Source organism: Gracilibacillus salitolerans, from assembly GCF_009650095.1.
GTDB lineage: Bacteria > Bacillota > Bacilli > Bacillales > Amphibacillaceae > Gracilibacillus > Gracilibacillus salitolerans.
Genome location: NZ_CP045915.1, coordinates 4,097,215 through 4,117,048, shown reverse-complemented (window position 1 = coordinate 4,117,048; position 19,834 = coordinate 4,097,215). Strand labels below are relative to the sequence as shown.

The window sequence follows — 19,834 nt, the reverse complement described above, 5'->3', positions numbered from 1 at the left end:
GCATGATCATTGAATAATTTGCTTAGTTTTGATATCGTTTTCATTGACTAATATCGTATTAAAAGGAGGAATTATTTTATGGCTTTTACGTTGGAGTTAGGTCAGAAGGCACCGGATTTTACGCTTCCTGCAACAGATGGTAAGAAGTACAGCTTAGTGGATTTTGATGATGCAAATGTTTTGGTCGTTTTCTTCACATGTAATCATTGCCCATTTGTTGTTGGATCGAATGAAGTGACAAGAGCAACTGCCGAAAAGTATGCGAATCAAGGTGTAAAGTTTGTTGGTATCAACTCTAATAGTGTGAATACGAAACCTGATGATTCATTTGAAGTAATGGTGGAACAGATGGAAGAGAAGAAATTCCCGTGGGTGTATTTACAGGATGAGTCGCAAGATGTAGCCAAGGCATATGGTGCTTTGCGGACACCGCATTTTTACGTATTCGATCAAAACCGTGAGTTGATTTATACTGGTCGTGGTCTTGACAATCCACGCGAGTCTGAAAAAGCAACGGTAAATGATTTGGAAAATGCGCTATCTGAACATTTGGCTGGTAAGGAAATTACAACACCATTAACTAATCCGCTCGGTTGTAACGTGAAATGGCATGGTAAAGATGAACATTGGATGCCAGCAGAAGCATGTGATCTAGTATAGGATGCGAATCACTTCTTGGATTTTATTTCAAGAAGTGATTTTAATTTTGTTTAGCCTCTGTTTACACAAATTATTTTACACTAATAGTTTCATAGGTAAAATGGGTTTCTTAGGTACTTGGCAACAAAACAAGTTTTTCTTCCTGAAAATATATTCACTAAAATGAAAGGTTCTAATAACTAGCATTACTTTTAAAAATAAACTATGATGTGTTATAAACATACTTTAGGAAGTGTTCATAAATGAATGAAAAGGAAGCGGTTTCGGAGGGGAGTCAAGTTACGTTTCGTACTCTTCTTTATTTTTTTATCCCGTTAGGCTTATCGGCTAGCTTAGTAACCATTTCACACGTTATTATAAACAGTACGCTGGCCCGTGCTCCAGAGCCAGCTATTGTGATTGCAAGTTATTCGGTTGCGATGAGCCTTTTTGGATTATTAGAGCGCTGTGCAGTGATACTGCGTCAAACATGTTCTACATTAGTACGAGATAGGACATCCTACACCTTAATGAAAAATGCTACATTTTATGTGTTGTCAGCTATTTTTTTACTAAGTCTTGTCTTAGCATATTCCCCTTTAGGAAAAGGTTTTTTTTCCGTACTGCTTGGTGTCAGTGATCGAATGCTTGAACCAACGATAGATGCTTATCGAGTATTGATGTTTGTGACAATTTTCTCAGGTATTCGTTGTCTGTACCAAGGTGTGATAATATCGAATTTAAAAACCAAATGGCTAACGATTGGGATGTGCGTCCGACTGATTTGCATGGCGCTGTTAGCTTGGATCTTGCTTAGAAACGGATGGGTAAACCATGGTTATATAGGTGCTTATATCTTTTTAGCTGGTATGGCCATTGAAGCACTTGTCAGTGTTCTGGAAGGAAGATTGATCGTTAGAGAATTACCGAAGAAAAAGGAAAAACATAATATTGTTCAACAATCACAGATCTTTCGTTTTTATAGTCCGTTAATGATCGCATCTTTAATTGCAGTTAGTGTCACGCCAACGATCAATGCTGTACTAGGTTGGAGTACGAAAGCGGAAATTGCGATTGCTTCTTATGCTGTTGCTTTGTCTGTTGTCCATTTGTTGAATAGCATTGCCTCGTATATTCATCAAATTGTAATCAATTTTTATCAAAAAGATCAACGCATAGTACTCCGTTTTACTGTGCTCATGAGTTTGATTCCTAGCTTGATGTTAATGCTTATTGCTTATTCTCCAGTCGGTGTATGGATTTTTCAACATATTATCGGAGTTTCTGGAGAGCTGCTTGATCATAGTATTCTAGCATTACGTTTTTTTATTCTATTCACTCTTTGTTTTCCATGGATAGATTTTGCCAATGGGATCCTTATGATTAGAAGTAAAACAAAAGTGATGTCATTTTCACAAACTGGAAATGTCATTGCGGCAGTGACGGCATTGTTTATTCTTATTTTTGTTTTTCCGAGTGGTGGCGGATCGATTGGAGCAATGGCACAATCCATTGGTTTTTTAGTAGAATTGATTATTTTGTTATTATTTTTAAATGCTACATCCAAAAAACCGAAGCAGATCAAATTTTTAAAAATGATGACCAGAAGGAAAAAGGCATATACTCACTAGCTTGACCTACCAATGGTCAGCTGTGATAAAAATGGAGTAAAGATTATAATTATTCGAATACCAAGTTAATGCTTAAATATTAAGAAAATCCAGAATTACCAATCATGCTTTAAAATAAAACCTTAGATGAATGGTGCTGTTCATAAGTGGAAATAATAGACTTTTGGACAGCCATCTCTGTTTATAAATTTTTTGGGATCATTGTTTCTTCAGTAAGTAACTGTGGAGTGAATTTTGTGAATAAAAGGGTAATATTGCTCGAGCATAGCAAAATAGGCTAGATGCTTTGTAAAGTACATAAAGCAATCTCTGATTAAGCTTTAAGCGCATTCTCTGTAGTCTAATCGTATGCATTTTCCCAAAAAGCTTTGACAAGATAAAAAGAATATTGTATTATTTAATTGATTAAACGTTTTATCAATAAGAATAAAAGGTTGAGAATAATGGCGAATATTAAAGACATAGCTGATTTAGCAGAAGTTTCGGTAGCCACAGTGTCCAATGTATTAAATAATAGAGGCCGAGTTGGTGAAGAAACAAGGCAAAAAATATTAAAAATAATAGAAGAGATTGATTATAAGCCAAACAGAGTTGCTAAAAGTCTTAAGATGAATAAAACACATACTATCGGAGTAATTGTAGAAGATCTCTCCGTTTTTAACGCCCCTGAAATAATTGACGGAATCAATGAATTTGCTGAAGAAAACGATTATTCCATTTTGCTAACGAATTTGCGTTTGTATAAAAAGTACGGAAATCAATTTCCGGATGTTGACACTTGTAGAGAAATGGTGATGCCATTATTTCACCAGTTATTGTCCAACCAGGTAGAAGGAATAATTTATATAGGAATTCATCTTCGTAATGTGAATGGTTTATTACCCGATAGCAGTACCCCAGTGGTATATACGTATTGTGATACTTCTGATGAGTCAGATATTTCGATTAATTATGATGATTATAAGGCATCATTCGATGCAACTAGTTATTTGATAAATAAAGGGTATCAGGAAGTTGCTCTTATTAGTGGGCTTATTAATTCGGAATCCGCTCATGCACGTTTTAACGGTTATTGCAATGCATTAATGAGTAATGGTTTACAGTTCAATCCCAATTATGTAAAAACAGGAGATTGGGAATATGAATCCGGATATAAAATGGCTATGGATTTATTAAAAGGAGAACAAAGACCTTCTGCCATATTGGCTATGAACGACTTAATGGCTGGAGGTGTAATAAAGGCAGCAAGCGAATTGAACATTCATGTTCCTGATGAACTTGCTATTTTCGGATTTGATAATCGAGAGGTCAGCAGTTATTATACACCGAAGTTATCCACTGTTTCATTGCCTCTCCATGATATGGGAGAAATATCTATCAAAACGTTGATTGATGTAATTGATGGTAAGACTATCAAAACGAAAAAAAGAAAATTGTTATGTGAATTGATAGAGAGGGATTCGTCATAAGGACTTGGCAAAAAGCCGAGTTTTTTAATATATGATTAATCGTTTAACAACCGATTGGAGGAGTAGGAATGTACACGCTATCAAACGAAACCTTTTCCATATTAGCGGATGAAAGAGGAATATTAGATAAGTTTCATAACATTCATGATGAACATAACATGAATTGGGTTATTGATAAAGATTATTTAGAAGAACACGGATATCCCGATAACGATAAACTTTTCGGAGACTTCGAACTGATCATTAATAATAGAAGCTACACCAATAAAGTTGTATCTCCAACAGTACAGGTAAAGAGGAAATCGATAACGTTTATGTACGACTTCTTAGATTTCCGCCTGTTTCTTTCATACCATACTGAAAAAGACAAAGCTCTTCAGTTTAAAATTGTCTTAGAAAATGCAAAGAAGCAAAACTTAACAATCAATAAATTTGCTATCTGGACTTCGTTGGCCTATTTGATGTTCAGAGATACTAATGTTATCAGGAATATGAGACATTCTTGTGCGGTTTTCCCGCATGTTTCCGACCACTTTACAAAGTTAATTGCGAAGAAAAGAGATAATAACGGACCTGACCTTGCAATGTATTGTACAAATGGTTCGGTTAAAAACGTGGCAACGTTCTGTCGGTATACAAATCGTTTTCGTGAACAAGTTTCTCCATCCTTAGATGGAGCATTGTTTCATCAGTTATTACTCATTAATGACAGCTTCCGTAATGGTGATTGGATATATGATCAGATACAGCCAAATGGCACTTTGGAAGCAGGTTTGTCTAAAGAATGGACATTTGAGTTTATGGAGCACTCTGCTGACATGGATTCATATCAGGTACATCCTGTAATTGATTATTCTCCGATTGTTATTGAGAACCATGATTTTCAGGCATTAATAGGGCTACCGGAAAACATGGAAATGGAAGATATTCTACTTGTTACAGAGAATGAAAAGAAATCTGTTTTTCCGTTTTTGGAGCAGCAGTCAGATAACAGATACCTGGTACGTTTTCCGGTAAAAGAGCTTGGGGAGAAGAAATTGGAAGTCGTTTTTACTAATAAAAGAACGGACTTTATTGTATTTAATGTAATGCCTCCGATAAATGAATTAATTAATTATAGGGCAGAACATCTGATTACCGAATCATTAATTGATGATAGTAACAAAATGGATGCGTTTGGCTTTGAACCTATTTCTAATCAAGGAGAATCACTTGGAAAGTTGTGCTTTCTCTTAAAGAAGAACTTATTATCCGAAATGAACCAAGACGAAGTTCGTAAAGTAGAAAAGAGTGCTGTTTATTATATGAAAGGTAAGTGGTTTATAAATGGAGATTTCCAGAAACCACGTGATATTCATGGCGATTTCTACCGGATTATAGACTTTGATTATGTTGCACATGTTTTTTATCTGCTGTCTTGTTATGACAACAATACATTGCTACTAAATGACAGAAAAACATATTTGCAGTGGGCGGCAAAAGTAATGACTTTTCGTTTTGATGAGACAAAGCATTCTAAAAAACGTGAAAAAGAAGAAACAAAGATGAATGGGATTTTTAATCTATTTATTAAAGATCTACTGAAAGATTTGAAAGAGTCCTTACCAGACCTCTACCAACCACTTCAAAACTTGTGGGATAAATTTTGTCTGAATATCATCAACCAAAAAGATAAATTTGCTGCAGCTATTACAGAGCATTATTATGATAACGCTGGATTTGGGCCTACTGCGGAGTCACTGTCACTATACGGGGATGTCGAATCAGCAAAAACATATGGGGAACTTGTTTTAGCAAATATTGGAGTAAGTAATGATTTTCGTAATCAGAACCCGGATCGTTGGTGGGAGGCCTTATCTTACATGATTCATTCCCTTTGGGGAGGGCTTGTATCACATTCCGCACTAGTTGTTTTTGAACAGACAGGTGATACACGTTATTTGCATGCTGCTTATAATTCTATGATGGCTGTATTGTATTGCTATGATTGGAATGCAATGGCAACTAAAGATAGATTATCAAAAGGAGAAGCTGCCTCAACTTATAGTGTTGCGTATCCTAACTTAAACAAGCTAAAGTTATCACATAACCGCTTCGGACAATCTGTATTTATGGAAGATGATCCTGAACTGTTTGCCGGTAATGCTACTGGTGATGATTGGGATATGGGGGAAGAACTTGTTGCATATTTAGATGGATTTGGTACAACAACGTATGTCTATTGTGAAAATGACAAGCTGATATGTGTGAACGGTGAACTGAAAGAGGATAATGGAGTTTATACGATAACAAGTTTTGCTGCATATCCGAAAATGATAAAGTTTTACCACATGGATCTCGAACATATCGTAATAAATAATAATAGTAATAGCCATTGTTTGAAACAAGTTTCTATAAAGAAATCGAATAAGAAGTGGCAACAAGTGGGACATGAAACGTTTGAATTTTAATCTTTTGGTGATGGAAGGAGAGTAATGTCTTCTTCTTTTCAGTAATGTAGACGTTTTCAAAAATGCTTGACGCCTTTAAAAACCTGTGATAGTCTAAATTTGATTAAACGTTTTATCAAAGGTGATTTAATATCTTTTAAATTACAATAAGAGTGCTCTAAAAAATACTAAAATGTGAAAACATTAATAATACTACTTACTTAATCAAAGATGTTGATTAAACGTTTAACGAAAAAGGTTATGTTAATAATGAAAACGGATTTTATAGAGGGGGTGATTTTGTTCGCAAATGTAGGAAGTGGAAATAGTAATTCTCTAAATTAATTAAAAATAGGAGGTCAATGATCAATGAACACTATGTTAAAAAAATTATTTGTATTCTTATTTTTTGTTGGAATTATTCTCGTGATGGTTGCCTGTAGCAATAATGATGACACTTCTTCAGGGGAAAATGAAGGTGGTACAGATAGTGGAGAGTCAGAAGAACCAGGTGAAAGTGAAGGTAGTGATGATGCTGTAACTGTTCACATGGCTGTGTTTGAGAATGACCCTGAGGGACAGATGGAAGCTGCAAGACAACGATTTAATGATGAACATGATAATATTCAGCTTGAGTTTACACCAATGTCAAACGATGCATCACAAATGCACGATCAAACGGTAACTCAATTATCTGCAGGTTCAGACAATCTGGATATCGTAAACATGGATGTTGTATGGACAGCGGAATTTGCAGAATCAGGATGGCTTCTTCCACTTGATGATCTATTTACGGAAGATATGCAATCTAACTATATTGCCCGTCAGGTTGATTCTGTAAAGTATAATGAACAAACATGGGCTGTACCTTGGTTTAATGATCTTCATCCGCTTTGGTATCGTACAGATCTTTTAGAGGAATATGGATACGATGTTCCAGAAACATATGAAGAAGCAGTAGAAATTGCTCAACACATTCAAGATGAAGAAGGAATTCAAGGGTTTGCAATGCACTGGGGAAGATCGGAACAATTAATTGTAAGCTTTACTGAATTTCTACATGCTAAAAATGGTGACTTCTTTGACGAAGATGGCAATGTAATCATTAACAGCCCGGAGGCAGTGGAAGCATTGCAATTTATGGTCGATATGATGAATGAATATGAAGTGGTATCTCCATCAGCAGTTGGTAATTCTACACCGGAAGATTCTAGAATTCCGTTTACACAAGGACAAGCATTGTTTAATCCGAACTGGGGATATGTATACTCTATCAATCAATCAGATGATTCTGCTGTACAAGACCAAACATGGGTTGCGAGCAACTTTATGTTTGAAGGTGGACAGAAAGCTAACTCTGTAGGTGGATGGAACTTCGCTATTTCTAGCAGTTCAAATCATCCGGATGAAGCTTGGGAGGTTATCGAATGGTTTACGACTGTTGAAAACCAAAAAGAAATGCTGATAAACGGTGGATATGCGGGTACGCAGCTTGATATTTATTCTGATGAAGAAGTTATTGAGGCTGCACCTTATTTAGATGAGTATACAAAAGCATTTGATGATGCATCTGTACGCCCAAGTCACCCGCAATATTCTAAAATGTCTGATATTGCTCAGTCCTATATACACCAAGCTTTGTCAGGAGATTTAAGTCCTCAAGAGGCATTGGACGGATTAGCAGAGGATTTGGAAAATCTTGAATAAAATTGATGCGCGGTTGAGGTAAACACCACCTCAATCGCTAGTAAGGGAGTTTTAACATTGAGATACAAATATTTACCTTACCTGTTATTAGTGCCTGTTTTTACGATGATTATTGTAGTGGTATTCATTCCTTTGGTAACGACATTCATATATAGTTTCCAGTCATATCGTCTGACAAACGTTGAAGAAAAAGCAAAATTTATTGGATTGGATAATTATGTAGCACTATTTCAGGATGACAGGTTTATATCATCATTGATTACCAGTTTGATATATATTGTTGGAAGCGTCCTAGGAATGCTCATTCTGGCTTTAATTACTGCTCAACTGGCAAATCAAGCATTCAAAGGCAGATCATTGTTTCGTGCAACCATATTATTACCTTGGGCTGTTGCACCAGTTGTTGCAGCTCAGGCATGGAAATTTATGTTTGAAACAGACTTTGGGATCATCAATCATGTTTTGAAAAGTTTAGGGTTAATCGAAAGAAGTATTCCTTGGTTAGTTTCTTCTGATCATGCCATGATGAGTGTTATCCTAACAAACGTTTGGAAGACAACTCCACTGTTAACTTTAATTATCATCTCCGGTTTGCAAACGATATCAAAGGAATTATATGAATCGTCGGATATTGACGGTGCTAGTGCATGGAGGAAGTATTACCATATAACACTTCCGTTAATACGTCCATTTATTGCCATGGGATTGATTTTTACAACTCTACAAACAATCAATGTCATTGATATTATCTATGTGATGACTGGTGGAGGTCCTGGGGAAGCAACGGAAATATTCACACTTTACAACTATAAGGTGTTCTTCCAATATCTCGATTTTGGTTTAGGTGGTGCGATGGCAGTTGTCGGAGTATCAGTGATTGGTATATTGATCTACTTCTATAGCCGGAGCATGAATAAACAGATGGATGCCTAAACGAAAAAAACGGAGGAGTAAAACATGAAGAAGAAAAAAAGTTTGTTATTTTGGATTGGCTTGGTACTGATTATTCTTATTAATGTTATTCCCTATTTGTGGACAGTACTTACCTCTCTGAAACAGCAAGGAGAAATTTATGATGTCAAAATTTTGCCAGAGACATTCTTTCTAGATAATTACGTAGCGGTTATTAGCCAAAGTGGCTTTTTAACCAATATCTTTAACAGTATCATCGTATCCGGTGTAACAGCATTGGTTTGTATCTCAATTGGAGTCCCAGCTGCATATGCTTTTGCTCGTTTAAAGTTCAAATTTAAAAACACATTGTTTATGCTGGTGCTGTTTATTACTATTTTTCCTGGGATATTTATTATAAGTCCACTTTTCAGTTTTTTAAGAAGTATCGGAGCAATAGATACTTACTTTGCTTTGATTATTCCATATGTCGCATACTTTACGCCACTAGTTGTCTGGATCCTTACCGGATTCTTTAGAACGATTCCTTCAGCTATTGAAGAAGTAGCGATCATGGACGGTTGTAGTGTATTTAAAGTCATCACTCGAATTGTTTTACCATTGTCATTGCCAGGAATTTTAACGGTAGGAATTATTTCTTTTACATTGTCATGGAATGAATTCTTATTCGCATTGATTTTCACATCATCAGACAATGCAAGAACAGTTCCAGTGGCTATTTCACAATTCCAAGGGGTTCATTCCTTGAACTGGGGACAAATGACTGCAGCAGCTGTGACGGCAACCATACCAATTGTTCTGATTTCGATTGCTTTACAGAAGTATATCATCAGTGGTTTAACGGCAGGTGCGATTAAAGAGTAGTAAGTAAATATTTTTCTTAAAGGAGGTGATTAGTCTTCCTCATGTTACTGATGAATAGACAAAAACAGGGTCTGAATTATATACCATTAAATGAGAGGTGAAACAATGAAGAAACAGTTTAGGCAAATTTTGACGGTCATAGCAATCATGGTTTTGTTACTCAGTAATGCAAACGCCGTTTTTGCAGATTATACGCATGATATTCCTGAAGCAGTAGATCCTGGAACTCCGGAATATCAGGGAGATGAAAATCCAGTTCCCAATGAACCTGTGACATATGATCCTTCCCATTCCATGTTAGAAGATATATATAAAGTCGATAAGGCGGGTGGTGACTCGTTTTGGATGGACAGAATATTGGAGCGGAACGGATCTGAAGGCGGTGCTGACCTATTTACAAAAGGCAGGGCGCTTTATATGTATGTTCACGACCCAAGCGAGCTTGGCTTTGGCGGTGGTTACGCATACCGTGAAATGCCAACAGGAAATGAGCAAGATATGTACACCATTCAACTAAACGATTATAATACATCAGAAGAATCCACCTCGCGTTCACAGTATCCAAGTCATTGGATTAGTTCCCACACCGATGAAAATAACATATTAAATATCCAACAGAAAAAATTTATTACGTACAACAATGTTGCGGTCACTATATTAGATATTACTAACAATTCTGAAAGCGTTGTCAATACAGATGTTGTCGTTTCATCCTCAATTGCAAAGACTGCCAATGAGCATGGTACCGAATTAACAGGGGTGCAAAAAGCTAGATATGAATTGACAACCATGTATCCTCGTTTAAGCGGAGAAGGTTTTACGGTAAATGATGAAGTGTTATCAAAAGCAATTGATCTGGAACCAGGTGAAACAACCACTGTCAAAGTTCAAATGGGTGTAACGACTAGGGAAATACCTGAATCAACCACAGACTATGAACGTTATGCTGAATATGATGCAGAGACGGCTTACTTAACTCAATTGAACGAATATAATCAATGGTGGGCTGAAAATGTCCCCTACATTGATATACCCGATCAAAATATGAAGAAAATGTCCTATTACCGAACATTTATGAGCCGTTATAATTACGTCGATGCAAATATTCCAGGAAATGATTTTCAGTTCCCGGTATCGATTGAGGGAATTCTTGGTTATAATAATGCGATTCAGTTGACACAGCCGATGCATATGCAAGATCTGAAGTATTTCAGAGATCCTATTTATTCATATGGAAATTGGGTCTCTTCTGGAGAAAGTTCTAAATATTCTGCGTTTCAAGACAATCCTGGTGACCCCGCTCATTGGAATAATACATATGAGCAATGGATTGCAGATGAAGCGTGGGAGTCTTACAAAGTCCATGGTGGAGATGAAAAAATACTTGAAAACCTTGCCCGTTATGCAGAAGGGGATGTAAAAGGACAATTAGATAAATATGATCCGAACAATAACTATCTTGTACAATATGACTGGGGTTCGCTCACTGGTAATGATGCTGATGCTGTTGCATTAAATTGGAGAGATCGTGATCAGGACAGAACTGATCAGAGTGCATTTAACTATTCCGGTGCTTTGGCAGCTGCCGAGATCTATTCCATTTTAGGTAAAGAAGATAAAGCGCAGGAAATGACGGCATTGGCTGAGAATATTCAACAGTCGTTGCTGGATGTGTTATGGGATGATTCTGAGGGGGAAAATGGGAAAGTATTTAAACAACGGGATATTGAATCCGGCGAACTGGTACCGTGGAAAGACCAGCAAAACTTCTCACCTTTCACACATGAATTAGTACCAAACACGGATGATTATAAGCAGGCACTACGTTTTTATGCCGATGCAGAACAATTTCCGATCATGCCGTTTTTCACCGCTAACCAATATGATAAACAGCAGGCAATTGAAGCGGGTGTTGGGGGAACGAACAATTTTTCCAACATCAACTCTACATTACAGGCAAGATTGTTCGCAACAGCGATCAGAGAGTATCCGTCTGAGTACATTACACCAACGATGTACCGCAAATTAATCGAATGGTCGACTTGGACTCAGTATATTGATGGAGACAATCGATATCCAGATAATAACGAGTTCTGGAACAGTTATAATGAAGAAACAGGACAGATTGAATACCGTTCTTGGATCCATCACAATATATTAGGTGCTTATAACTTCTCGATTATTGAAGATATTGCCGGTATGAAACCGAGAGAAGATGATATGGTAGAACTATGGCCAATAGATATGGGGTATGATTATTTCACAGTTAATAATTTACGCTATCATGATAGTGATCTAACGATTGTATGGGATCGAGTAGATGGGGACAAACACTATGAAAATTCTCCTGAAGGGTATTCACTTTATCTGGATGGACAGCGTGTATTCACGGTTGATGATCTGGTTCATGTAAGTTATGATCCCGCAACAGGTGATGTCACGATTTTGGACGACGAAAGCGAAGCCTCCATTTTACACAGTGAAGTGAAACTGGATGGTTTTAAGGAAGCGACTTCGGTAACACTTTCTTCCAACGAAAGAGCGGTAGATATGTTCCAGAAAGCGGGTGTGGATCTTTCAGTAGAAACTTCTAACGTAGAAAACCTTGCAAAAGGAAAGCCTGTACAAGCTTCTTATACCTCAGAAGGTACAGCGCCTGAGGAAGTAACGAAAGCAAAGAATGCCGTAGACGGTTTCACGGTCAGTGGCTTACCAACGACTCGTGGCAATCATTATGCGGCTCCAAATCCGATTTGGGGAACAAAAGGTTCGGATAATGAGCAGGAATGGTTTGAAGTGGACTTAGGTGAGCCAACTACTTTTGACAACGTAAAGTTATATTTCTACAATGACAAACATTTAGGTAATTATCGTGAACCAATGTACTACACTGTGCAGTACCTGGATGGTGAGGACTGGGTATCCGTACCTTATCAAAAGAAAAGTCCTCTCCAGGCGAATTTTAATGAAGTACAGTTTAATTCAATAACTTCGGAAAAAGTAAGAGTTTCGATGACACCGTACCCTGGTTATGCGGTAGGTTTAAAAGAAATTCAAGTTTTTGAAACAGGTATAGAAGTTCCGGTTGAGCCAAATAAAGCGCCTGAAGTAAGTGTGTCCATTGATGAAGATTATAGTCAGCCGATGAAAAAGCGGTTCATTGCATCTGTTGAGGATGATGGACAACCTAAAGCATTTCCAGAAATATCCTGGTCAAAAACATCCGGACCAGGGGAAGTTATTTTTGACAATCAAAACGTTATCAGAACAGTTGCGAGTTTCAGTGAAGAAGGTAGGTATGTATTAACGGTAACAGCGGATGATGGGGAGTATTCGACCTCCGAAGATATAGAATTCGACATTGTACAGGAAAACATGAACCTTGCACAGAATGCAACACCATCTACTTCCTTTATTTCATCCTGGGAAGACTTGGATGCGATCAATAACGGCATTGATCCAGAAGATTCAGGAGATAAAAATGGAGGTGCATATGGTAACTGGGGCAACGATTCTGAAACGGAGTGGGTACAGTACACTTGGGAAGATCCTGTCGTCATTAATCAGTCGGATGTATACTGGTGGACAGATGGTGGTGGAATACAGATGCCAGAATCTTATACACTGGAATATATGACAGAAGAAGGCGAATGGGAACATGTTGATATCATTGATGGTATGGGTGTAGAACCAGATAAGTACAATACGACAACGTTTGAACCCATTGTAACGACAGGATTACGCATGACGATTACTAGAGGTGCCCAGTGGACTGGAATTCTTGAATGGAAAGTATTTGAGCCACCTGTACTCGGATTGTATCCTGAAGATGTAAAAGTGCGTGTTCAGACTGGTGAACAACCAAATTTACCAGAAACGGTACAGAAGGTATTCGATGGCCTTCGTCAAGATACGAAAGTAACGTGGAATGATATAAATGACGGGCAATTGGAACAGTCAGATACGCAATTTACTATTTGGGGATCACTTGTCTCGTCCTCTCAGATGATCTCAGCGACAATTTATGTAAGAGATGAATCAAGTGTCACGATCAATACGATTACAGATCAGCATGTTATCACAAAAGCAGGTCAGGAACCATTTTTACCATCAACGGTAGAAGTCCAATACAATGACGGTTCAATGGATAATGTCAATGTTGAAGTAACGTGGGAAGAAATTGATCCTTCCCAGTACGCTGAAGAAGGTGAATTCACTGTTAGTGGTGAGGTAGAAGGGACAGATAAAGAAGCGTTACTTCATGTGACAGTGGAAAAAGCTGAAAACGAAGAACCACAGCCACAACCAGAGGATCCCGAGATCGTTTCAACAGAGCCAGTTGAAGTAACAACTGAAGCTGGTGTGGAACCAGAATTACCGGATACTGTCACTGGTGTGTACGATGATGAAAGTACAGAACAAGTTGAGGTAGGATGGGATGCGGTAGATCCAGCGGAATACGAAGAGCCAGGAAGTTTCGAAGTGGAAGGTACGGTCAATGGTACTGATATTCAAGCTATTGCTATCGTTACGGTAATAGAACCTGAACCAGAACTGCAGAAAGAAATGGTATTATGGTATACATTTGATGAGGGCGAAGGCACAAGTATTGCTGATTCGTCTTCTAAAGATAATAACGGTGATCTGAATGGGGAACCATATTGGATCGAAGGTGTGCAAGGTGGTGCCCTTCAATTTAACGGGGAAAACAATTTTATAGATGTTGGTAATAGCCAGGAACTGCAGCCATCCAATATTACCGTTTCATACTGGATTAAGCGTGCAGGTGAAATGGGTAAAAATAATATATTCTGGGCGAAACCCGACGGTGGATGGAACCAAGATGGCTGGTATTTAACTTATGATGATGGCTACTCATCATTTATGGTGGTAGATGGATTTAACCGCTTCTATGTAGACGAGCCTGCTGACGAATTTCTACCTTTGAATGAATGGACACATGTTGTTGCAACGTTTGATTCAGATTCAAATGAAGCGTCGATCTACAAGAATGGGGAACCTCAGGAAGTAACCATTGCAGAAGAAGATGGACTGGAAAGTATTACGGCAACCGATGATCCAAAATATTTAGGCTACACGAATCCACAATTTGATGATGGTTTCATTCAGACTGGGCTCGATGATTTTCGGATTTATAACTACGCCATGACAGCGGAAGAAGTAAGTACTATTTATGAAACAGGCGGGGAAGATCCAGTAATAGAAGAAACAGAAGAAGTACTGATTGAAACGGAAACAGGAATTATGCCGGAACTGCCAGCGTCGATCGAGGTAACATATAATGATGGAACGACACAACAGCTTGAAGTGACTTGGGATTCTATCGATCCTTCCCAGCTGGAGGAACCTAGAAGCTTTGAAGTGGTAGGTACTATCAATGGTACAAATGTCGAAGTTGTAGCACAAATAACAGTAACAGCTAAACCTGTTCTCGAAACGATTGAATTATCTGCGGATAGGTCAGATCTGGAGCCAGGAGAAAGCACTACGCTTCAGGTGGAAGGTTGGATGAGTGACGAATCAGAAGTTGATCTTAGCAATGCAACGATCGAATTTTCCAGCAATAACAATGATTTTGTAGCATTTGATGACAACAAGCTTATGTTATCCGAAGATACAGACGAGTTGAATGCCATTGAAGTAACGGCTGTGGTTACACTGGATGGAGCAGAAGTGACCTCCAATACGTTAATGATTGAAGTGAATTATCCACCTGTAGATACAAGCGAATTATCTGCAGAGATAGAAAAAGCGGAGGGCTTGTTGGAAAATGCAGAAGTTGGATCAGAGCCAGGACAGTATCCAGAATCTGCAAGTGAAAAGCTGATTCAGGCAGTTGACCAGGCGAAAGAAGCGTTGGAATCCAACACCCAAAGTAGAGTTGATCAAGCAGTATCTAAGCTACAACAGGCTATAACAACTTTCAAGGAATCTATTCATCTCCCTGAAGAACCTGTTGTCGTCGATATTGAACTTAATTACCAGGATATCGTCCTTTCCACAAAAGAGAAAGCAACAGTAAAAGTCGCTGCTCAACTAAGTGACGGAACATCTCAAGACATTACGAAAGATGCCGAGTTCAATATAGAAGACACAAATATCGCGACTGTGAACAAGCAAGGAAAAATATCTGCGAAACAAGCAGGTGTTACAAGCTTAAATGTTTCCTATGCTGGCTTTAACAAGGAAATCGCAGTTATGGTTTATGCTCCATCCATCAAGATTGGAGAAGAAACACCGGTATTTGCCGGAACTACGATTGAGGTGGAAGGTACAAACGCAACCATTACATTGCCTGATGATCTTCCAACAGGAACGACAGTAACGATAAACAGGTTGGAAACAGAAGACATCCAGCATTCGGGTTATGAGATTGCGGGTGATGTTCTGGATGTACACTTTGAATATCCTGAAAATAAAAGTTCAGAAGAACCTTTCAACTTAACATTAGGATTTGATGAGGAGAAATATAGCGAGAATATGGTAAGTATCTATTATTTTAATGAAGAGAAAGGTGAATGGGAAGCACGAGGTGGTGAAGCGGAAAATGGTTTAATTACGTTGTCTGTTCCGCACTTCTCCATATATGGAGTTTTTGCACAATCAAAAACAGATTCAGGTGGACCGGACACAGATTTAGGATCTAAAGATAGTGACAGTTTATCAAGTGACAATCAGTCTCCTGTTCCAAGTAAAGATAAATTGCCTGGAACAGCAACATCTATATTCAATTACATGTTGGCAGGCGTAATCCTAGTTGCAATAGCTTCTATTTTACTGTTTATGCATAGAAGAAAAATTAAATCATAATAATTAGGAAAGGGTAGGGGATATTTACTCCTCTATCCTTTCTTTTACTTATTATTTTATAAGAATTAATAAGAAATCGAATTAATTATATCTAACTATAAATGTTCGTTAGGGAAATATTATATGGATTACTCCTCATTGAGCATTATCTTTGAATCTATCTCCTTTTTGATATCGTTTCCATTTTATATTGGACTAAGGAAGGAGTTTTTATGGCCTTTACATTGGAGTTAGGTCAGAAGGCACTGGATTTTACACTTCCTACAACAGATGGTAAGACTACAGCTTAACGGATTTTGCTGATGCAAATGTTTTGGTCGTTTTCATCTAGACACTTAGTTCAAATATCCCTATTATAATTTAAGGTTTGTGTGTCAACGGTATTTAAGAGAATAAAAATAAACAATAAAAAAGCAACCAATTACGTTAAAGGTTGCTTTCTTATTTGTAGATCGTTCAAAATTTATGTCCTTTTATGGTATAATAAAATTTACATTAGTTGGAACAGTTTTGATTTCTCTATCACAATATCTCTTATTCTATTATTGGCAGGTAATAGAAGTTTTCTAAGAGAAGTTAATGGCGTTGCTGAGGAGAATGTTTTATTAACTTCTTCAATATAAGATTTGTTCAATTCTGTTCCAACGTTTACTTTTTTCATACCTTGTCTAACACACCTTCTCATATCTTCATCAGATACGCCGGTACCTCCATGAAGTACCAATCCAACATCTTTCATGTTTGTAGACAGTTCTTCTAATAATTCAAAATTAATATTGGCTTTTGATTTATATTGCCCATGAGTTGTTCCGATAGCAACGGCTATTGCGTCCACTCCTGTTTCCCTAACAAATTTGTAAGCATCTTCAGGATGAGTATAAATGGCATCTTTTTCTGCAACTACCATGCCATCTTCAGCACCACCGATTGTTCCGACTTCACCTTCAACTGAAACTTTTCTAGAGCGAGCATATTTTGTTACTATTCTTGTGTTCTTAATATTTTCAACAATATCTAAACTAGATCCATCGTACATAACGGAGCTATAACCCGCATCGATAGCCTTTTTAAGGATATCTATATCCTTGCAGTGATCCATGTGTAAACATACATCTATTTCTAACCTTTCGGATAAGGTCTCGATACTATTCACTAACAAATCAAAACCTATATATTCTGCTGTCCCAGGTGATGTTTGAATAATGATTGGTGCATTAACTTCTTTTGCCCCTTCTAGCATAGCAGGTAACATCTCTAGACAGTGAACATTGAAAGAACCTATAGCTCTTTTTCCTTCGTAGTCCTCAAATAATTGCTTTAAACTTTTAGTCATTTTTTTACTCCTTCCTATATTCTTCCTCTTATCGAATCTTTTGTTAGTTTCATAAGATCGTCAGACTTTTGTAAATACAATTGCACTTTTTCTTTGTCATTTTCTTTAGTAGCTTCTTTTCTCTTAATGTTGTATAGCTTGATTAAATCGGTAAAGGCTTTTCCTAATGCTTTATTTTCTTCAATACTTGCTTCGTAATACTTAATGGCCTGATCATAGTTCTCTATTTCAAAATACAAACTACCAAGCATATTTAATATGTGAATTTGGTCTACGCCTTCAGATTCAGCATTTTGAAGTTTTGTTTTGTAATTCTCTATTTGCTCCGTTAAATGTTCTTTTTTCACCTGTTGCTGCATTTCTGTTTTACTATCATTTTCTTTCTTTTTTCTTTTAAATAATGGCATGTTGTACCTCCTTTACGCGAATAGATTCATTATGGGATGAATAAGCCACTCGAAAAATAAACCAGCTGCGACTGTATCAACATCCGTGGCTGTTGTATTAATAAATCCAAGGTTGTTAAAGTGTGGAACTAGTAGAGCCGGAAGCAATGTAATGAAAAATCCATGCGCAATTCCACCAATTAATACTCCTCTTTTACCTCCAACAGCATTCATAAATATCCCTGCAGTACCTCCGGCAAAAAAGTTGGTTAACATACCTGGTAAAATCATAGCTAATCCAAACCATGGAAGAACAAACATTGCGATCACTGTACCAATTGTTGTTGTTACAAAACCTGCTGTAACGGCATTAGGAGCATATGGGAATAATACAGGGCAATCTAATGCTGGTTTTGCATCTGGAACAACTTTTAATGCAATACCCCTAAATGCTGGGACAATTTCAGCTAATAGTAATCGAACACCAGAAAGTAATACATAAACACCTACTACGAATTGAACTGCTTGTAAGAATGCAAATACTACATAATTTACATCACCAGATAATTCAGATCCAAACTCTGCTCCTGCAAAAAGGGCAGTAACCATATATAGTGGAACCATCACGAATGCTACTGAAAGGTACGTATCTGACAAAAAACCTAGTCCTTTTGGGAATTTTATATTTTCAGTAGAACCAGAATTTTTTCCTGCGACTTTTGAAATGCCAGCTGCAAAAAGATAACCAATGGTACAGAAGTGTCCTAAAGCAATATCATCAGTTCCGGTAATTTTTCTTACAATTGGCTGTGCTATTGCAGGCATTGCTACTGCAAAAAAGCCACCTACTAAACCGCCGACAATAATTAAGCTTATTCCAGAAAAGCCTGCTGCACTACCAAATACAGTAGTCATGGTAGCCATCCACAAAATTGCTTGTCCTGTTAGGAAGATATATTTCCATTTTGTAAACCTAGCCAAAATAATGTTAAATATAAAAATAGCCAAAAATGTTAATGCAATTTGATTTGCTAATCCCAAGTCATTCATTGCTTGCCCATTAATAGCCTCAATGGATGGTACAATACCTTCCATTCCAAAACCTTCGGAGAATATATCACCAAAATATAGTAGGGAACCAACAATAATAGAAGAACCTGCAGAAAGAACCAGGAAACCTAGCATTGTCTTGAAACTACCAGACATGACTTCACCAAAAGGTTTTCTCTGCAATAACAAACCGGCAAATGCGATTAACGCTATCGTAATGGAAGCCTGTGTTAATATGCTATTAATAATAAAATCAATAATCGCCATTCTTGGTAAACCTCCTTATTTTAACTCTCCTTTTGACTCTAAAACCGGCACTAATTTTTCTTTAATTTCGTTTTTGTCTACTAAGCGATCTAGAAATATTAAATCCATTGGTAGATCATATCTCATAAATTGAGATTCAAAATTTTTGCCTGAAATAATAATATCAACTCTTGAACCTGCTGCTGATGAGATATCTGAATGATCTACAGAAGCTTTCACCCCAATCTCTTGTAACACACTTTCTACACTCATTTGACAAGCAAAACTACTACCTAACCCTGCTCCACAGACAACTAATATTTGTAACATGATATCA

Annotated in this window: 12 protein-coding genes; 8 read left to right on the top strand and 4 right to left on the bottom strand. The window is 37.3% G+C overall.

Annotated features, from left to right (window positions below):
• Positions 1-78 precede the first annotated feature (78 nt).
• The 8 genes from GI584_RS19475 (at position 79) to GI584_RS19440 (ending at position 16,482) form a co-directional block, all read left to right on the top strand.
• The gene (locus GI584_RS19475) at positions 79-660 is read left to right on the top strand and encodes a thioredoxin family protein (RefSeq protein WP_153792282.1); all 582 of its coding nucleotides are present in this window, start codon (positions 79-81) and stop codon (positions 658-660) included.
• A 242-nt stretch (positions 661-902) separates the two neighbouring features.
• Entirely contained in the window at positions 903-2,270 is a 1,368-nt protein-coding gene (locus GI584_RS19470) for a multi antimicrobial extrusion protein MatE (protein ID WP_153792281.1), read from the top strand.
• A gap of 443 nt (positions 2,271-2,713) precedes the next feature.
• A complete protein-coding gene (locus tag GI584_RS19465; protein ID WP_100359164.1) occupies positions 2,714-3,739 on the top strand; it encodes a LacI family DNA-binding transcriptional regulator in 1,026 nt (341 codons plus the stop codon).
• A 68-nt stretch (positions 3,740-3,807) separates the two neighbouring features.
• A complete protein-coding gene (locus GI584_RS19460; protein ID WP_153792280.1) occupies positions 3,808-6,189 on the top strand; it encodes a hypothetical protein in 2,382 nt (793 codons plus the stop codon).
• A 348-nt stretch (positions 6,190-6,537) separates the two neighbouring features.
• A complete protein-coding gene (locus GI584_RS19455) occupies positions 6,538-7,875 on the top strand; it encodes an ABC transporter substrate-binding protein (RefSeq protein ID WP_228552282.1) in 1,338 nt (445 codons plus the stop codon).
• A 57-nt stretch (positions 7,876-7,932) separates the two neighbouring features.
• Positions 7,933-8,808 carry a carbohydrate ABC transporter permease gene (locus GI584_RS19450; protein ID WP_100359166.1) on the top strand — a complete coding sequence of 292 codons (876 nt, stop codon included), beginning with the start codon at positions 7,933-7,935 and terminating at the stop codon, positions 8,806-8,808.
• Positions 8,809-8,832: 24 nt separating this feature from the next.
• A complete protein-coding gene (locus GI584_RS19445) occupies positions 8,833-9,651 on the top strand; it encodes a carbohydrate ABC transporter permease (RefSeq protein WP_100359167.1) in 819 nt (272 codons plus the stop codon).
• Positions 9,652-9,756: 105 nt separating this feature from the next.
• Positions 9,757-16,482, top strand: coding sequence for an Ig-like domain-containing protein (locus GI584_RS19440; RefSeq protein WP_194842050.1), 6,726 nt, complete (start codon positions 9,757-9,759; stop codon positions 16,480-16,482).
• A 490-nt stretch (positions 16,483-16,972) separates the two neighbouring features.
• On the opposite strand, the gene GI584_RS19435 is transcribed toward GI584_RS19440, so the two are convergent.
• The 4 genes from GI584_RS19435 to GI584_RS19420 are packed head-to-tail and all read right to left on the bottom strand — an operon-like array spanning position 16,973 to position 19,827.
• Complete coding sequence (locus GI584_RS19435; RefSeq protein WP_153792278.1) at positions 16,973-17,815, bottom strand: class II fructose-bisphosphate aldolase; 843 nt, start codon at positions 17,813-17,815, stop codon at positions 16,973-16,975.
• Between the two features lie 14 nt (positions 17,816-17,829).
• On the bottom strand, positions 17,830-18,222 hold the full coding sequence (locus GI584_RS19430) for a tetratricopeptide repeat protein (protein WP_153792277.1): 393 nt from the start codon (positions 18,220-18,222) through the stop codon (positions 17,830-17,832).
• A gap of 12 nt (positions 18,223-18,234) precedes the next feature.
• Entirely contained in the window at positions 18,235-19,518 is a 1,284-nt protein-coding gene (locus tag GI584_RS19425) for a PTS sugar transporter subunit IIC (protein ID WP_153792276.1), read from the bottom strand.
• 15 nt (positions 19,519-19,533) lie between these two features.
• Positions 19,534-19,827 (bottom strand): PTS sugar transporter subunit IIB, encoded by a 294-nt coding sequence (locus GI584_RS19420; RefSeq protein ID WP_153792275.1) that lies wholly within the window; start codon positions 19,825-19,827, stop codon positions 19,534-19,536.
• Between the last annotated feature and the right edge of the window lie 7 nt (positions 19,828-19,834).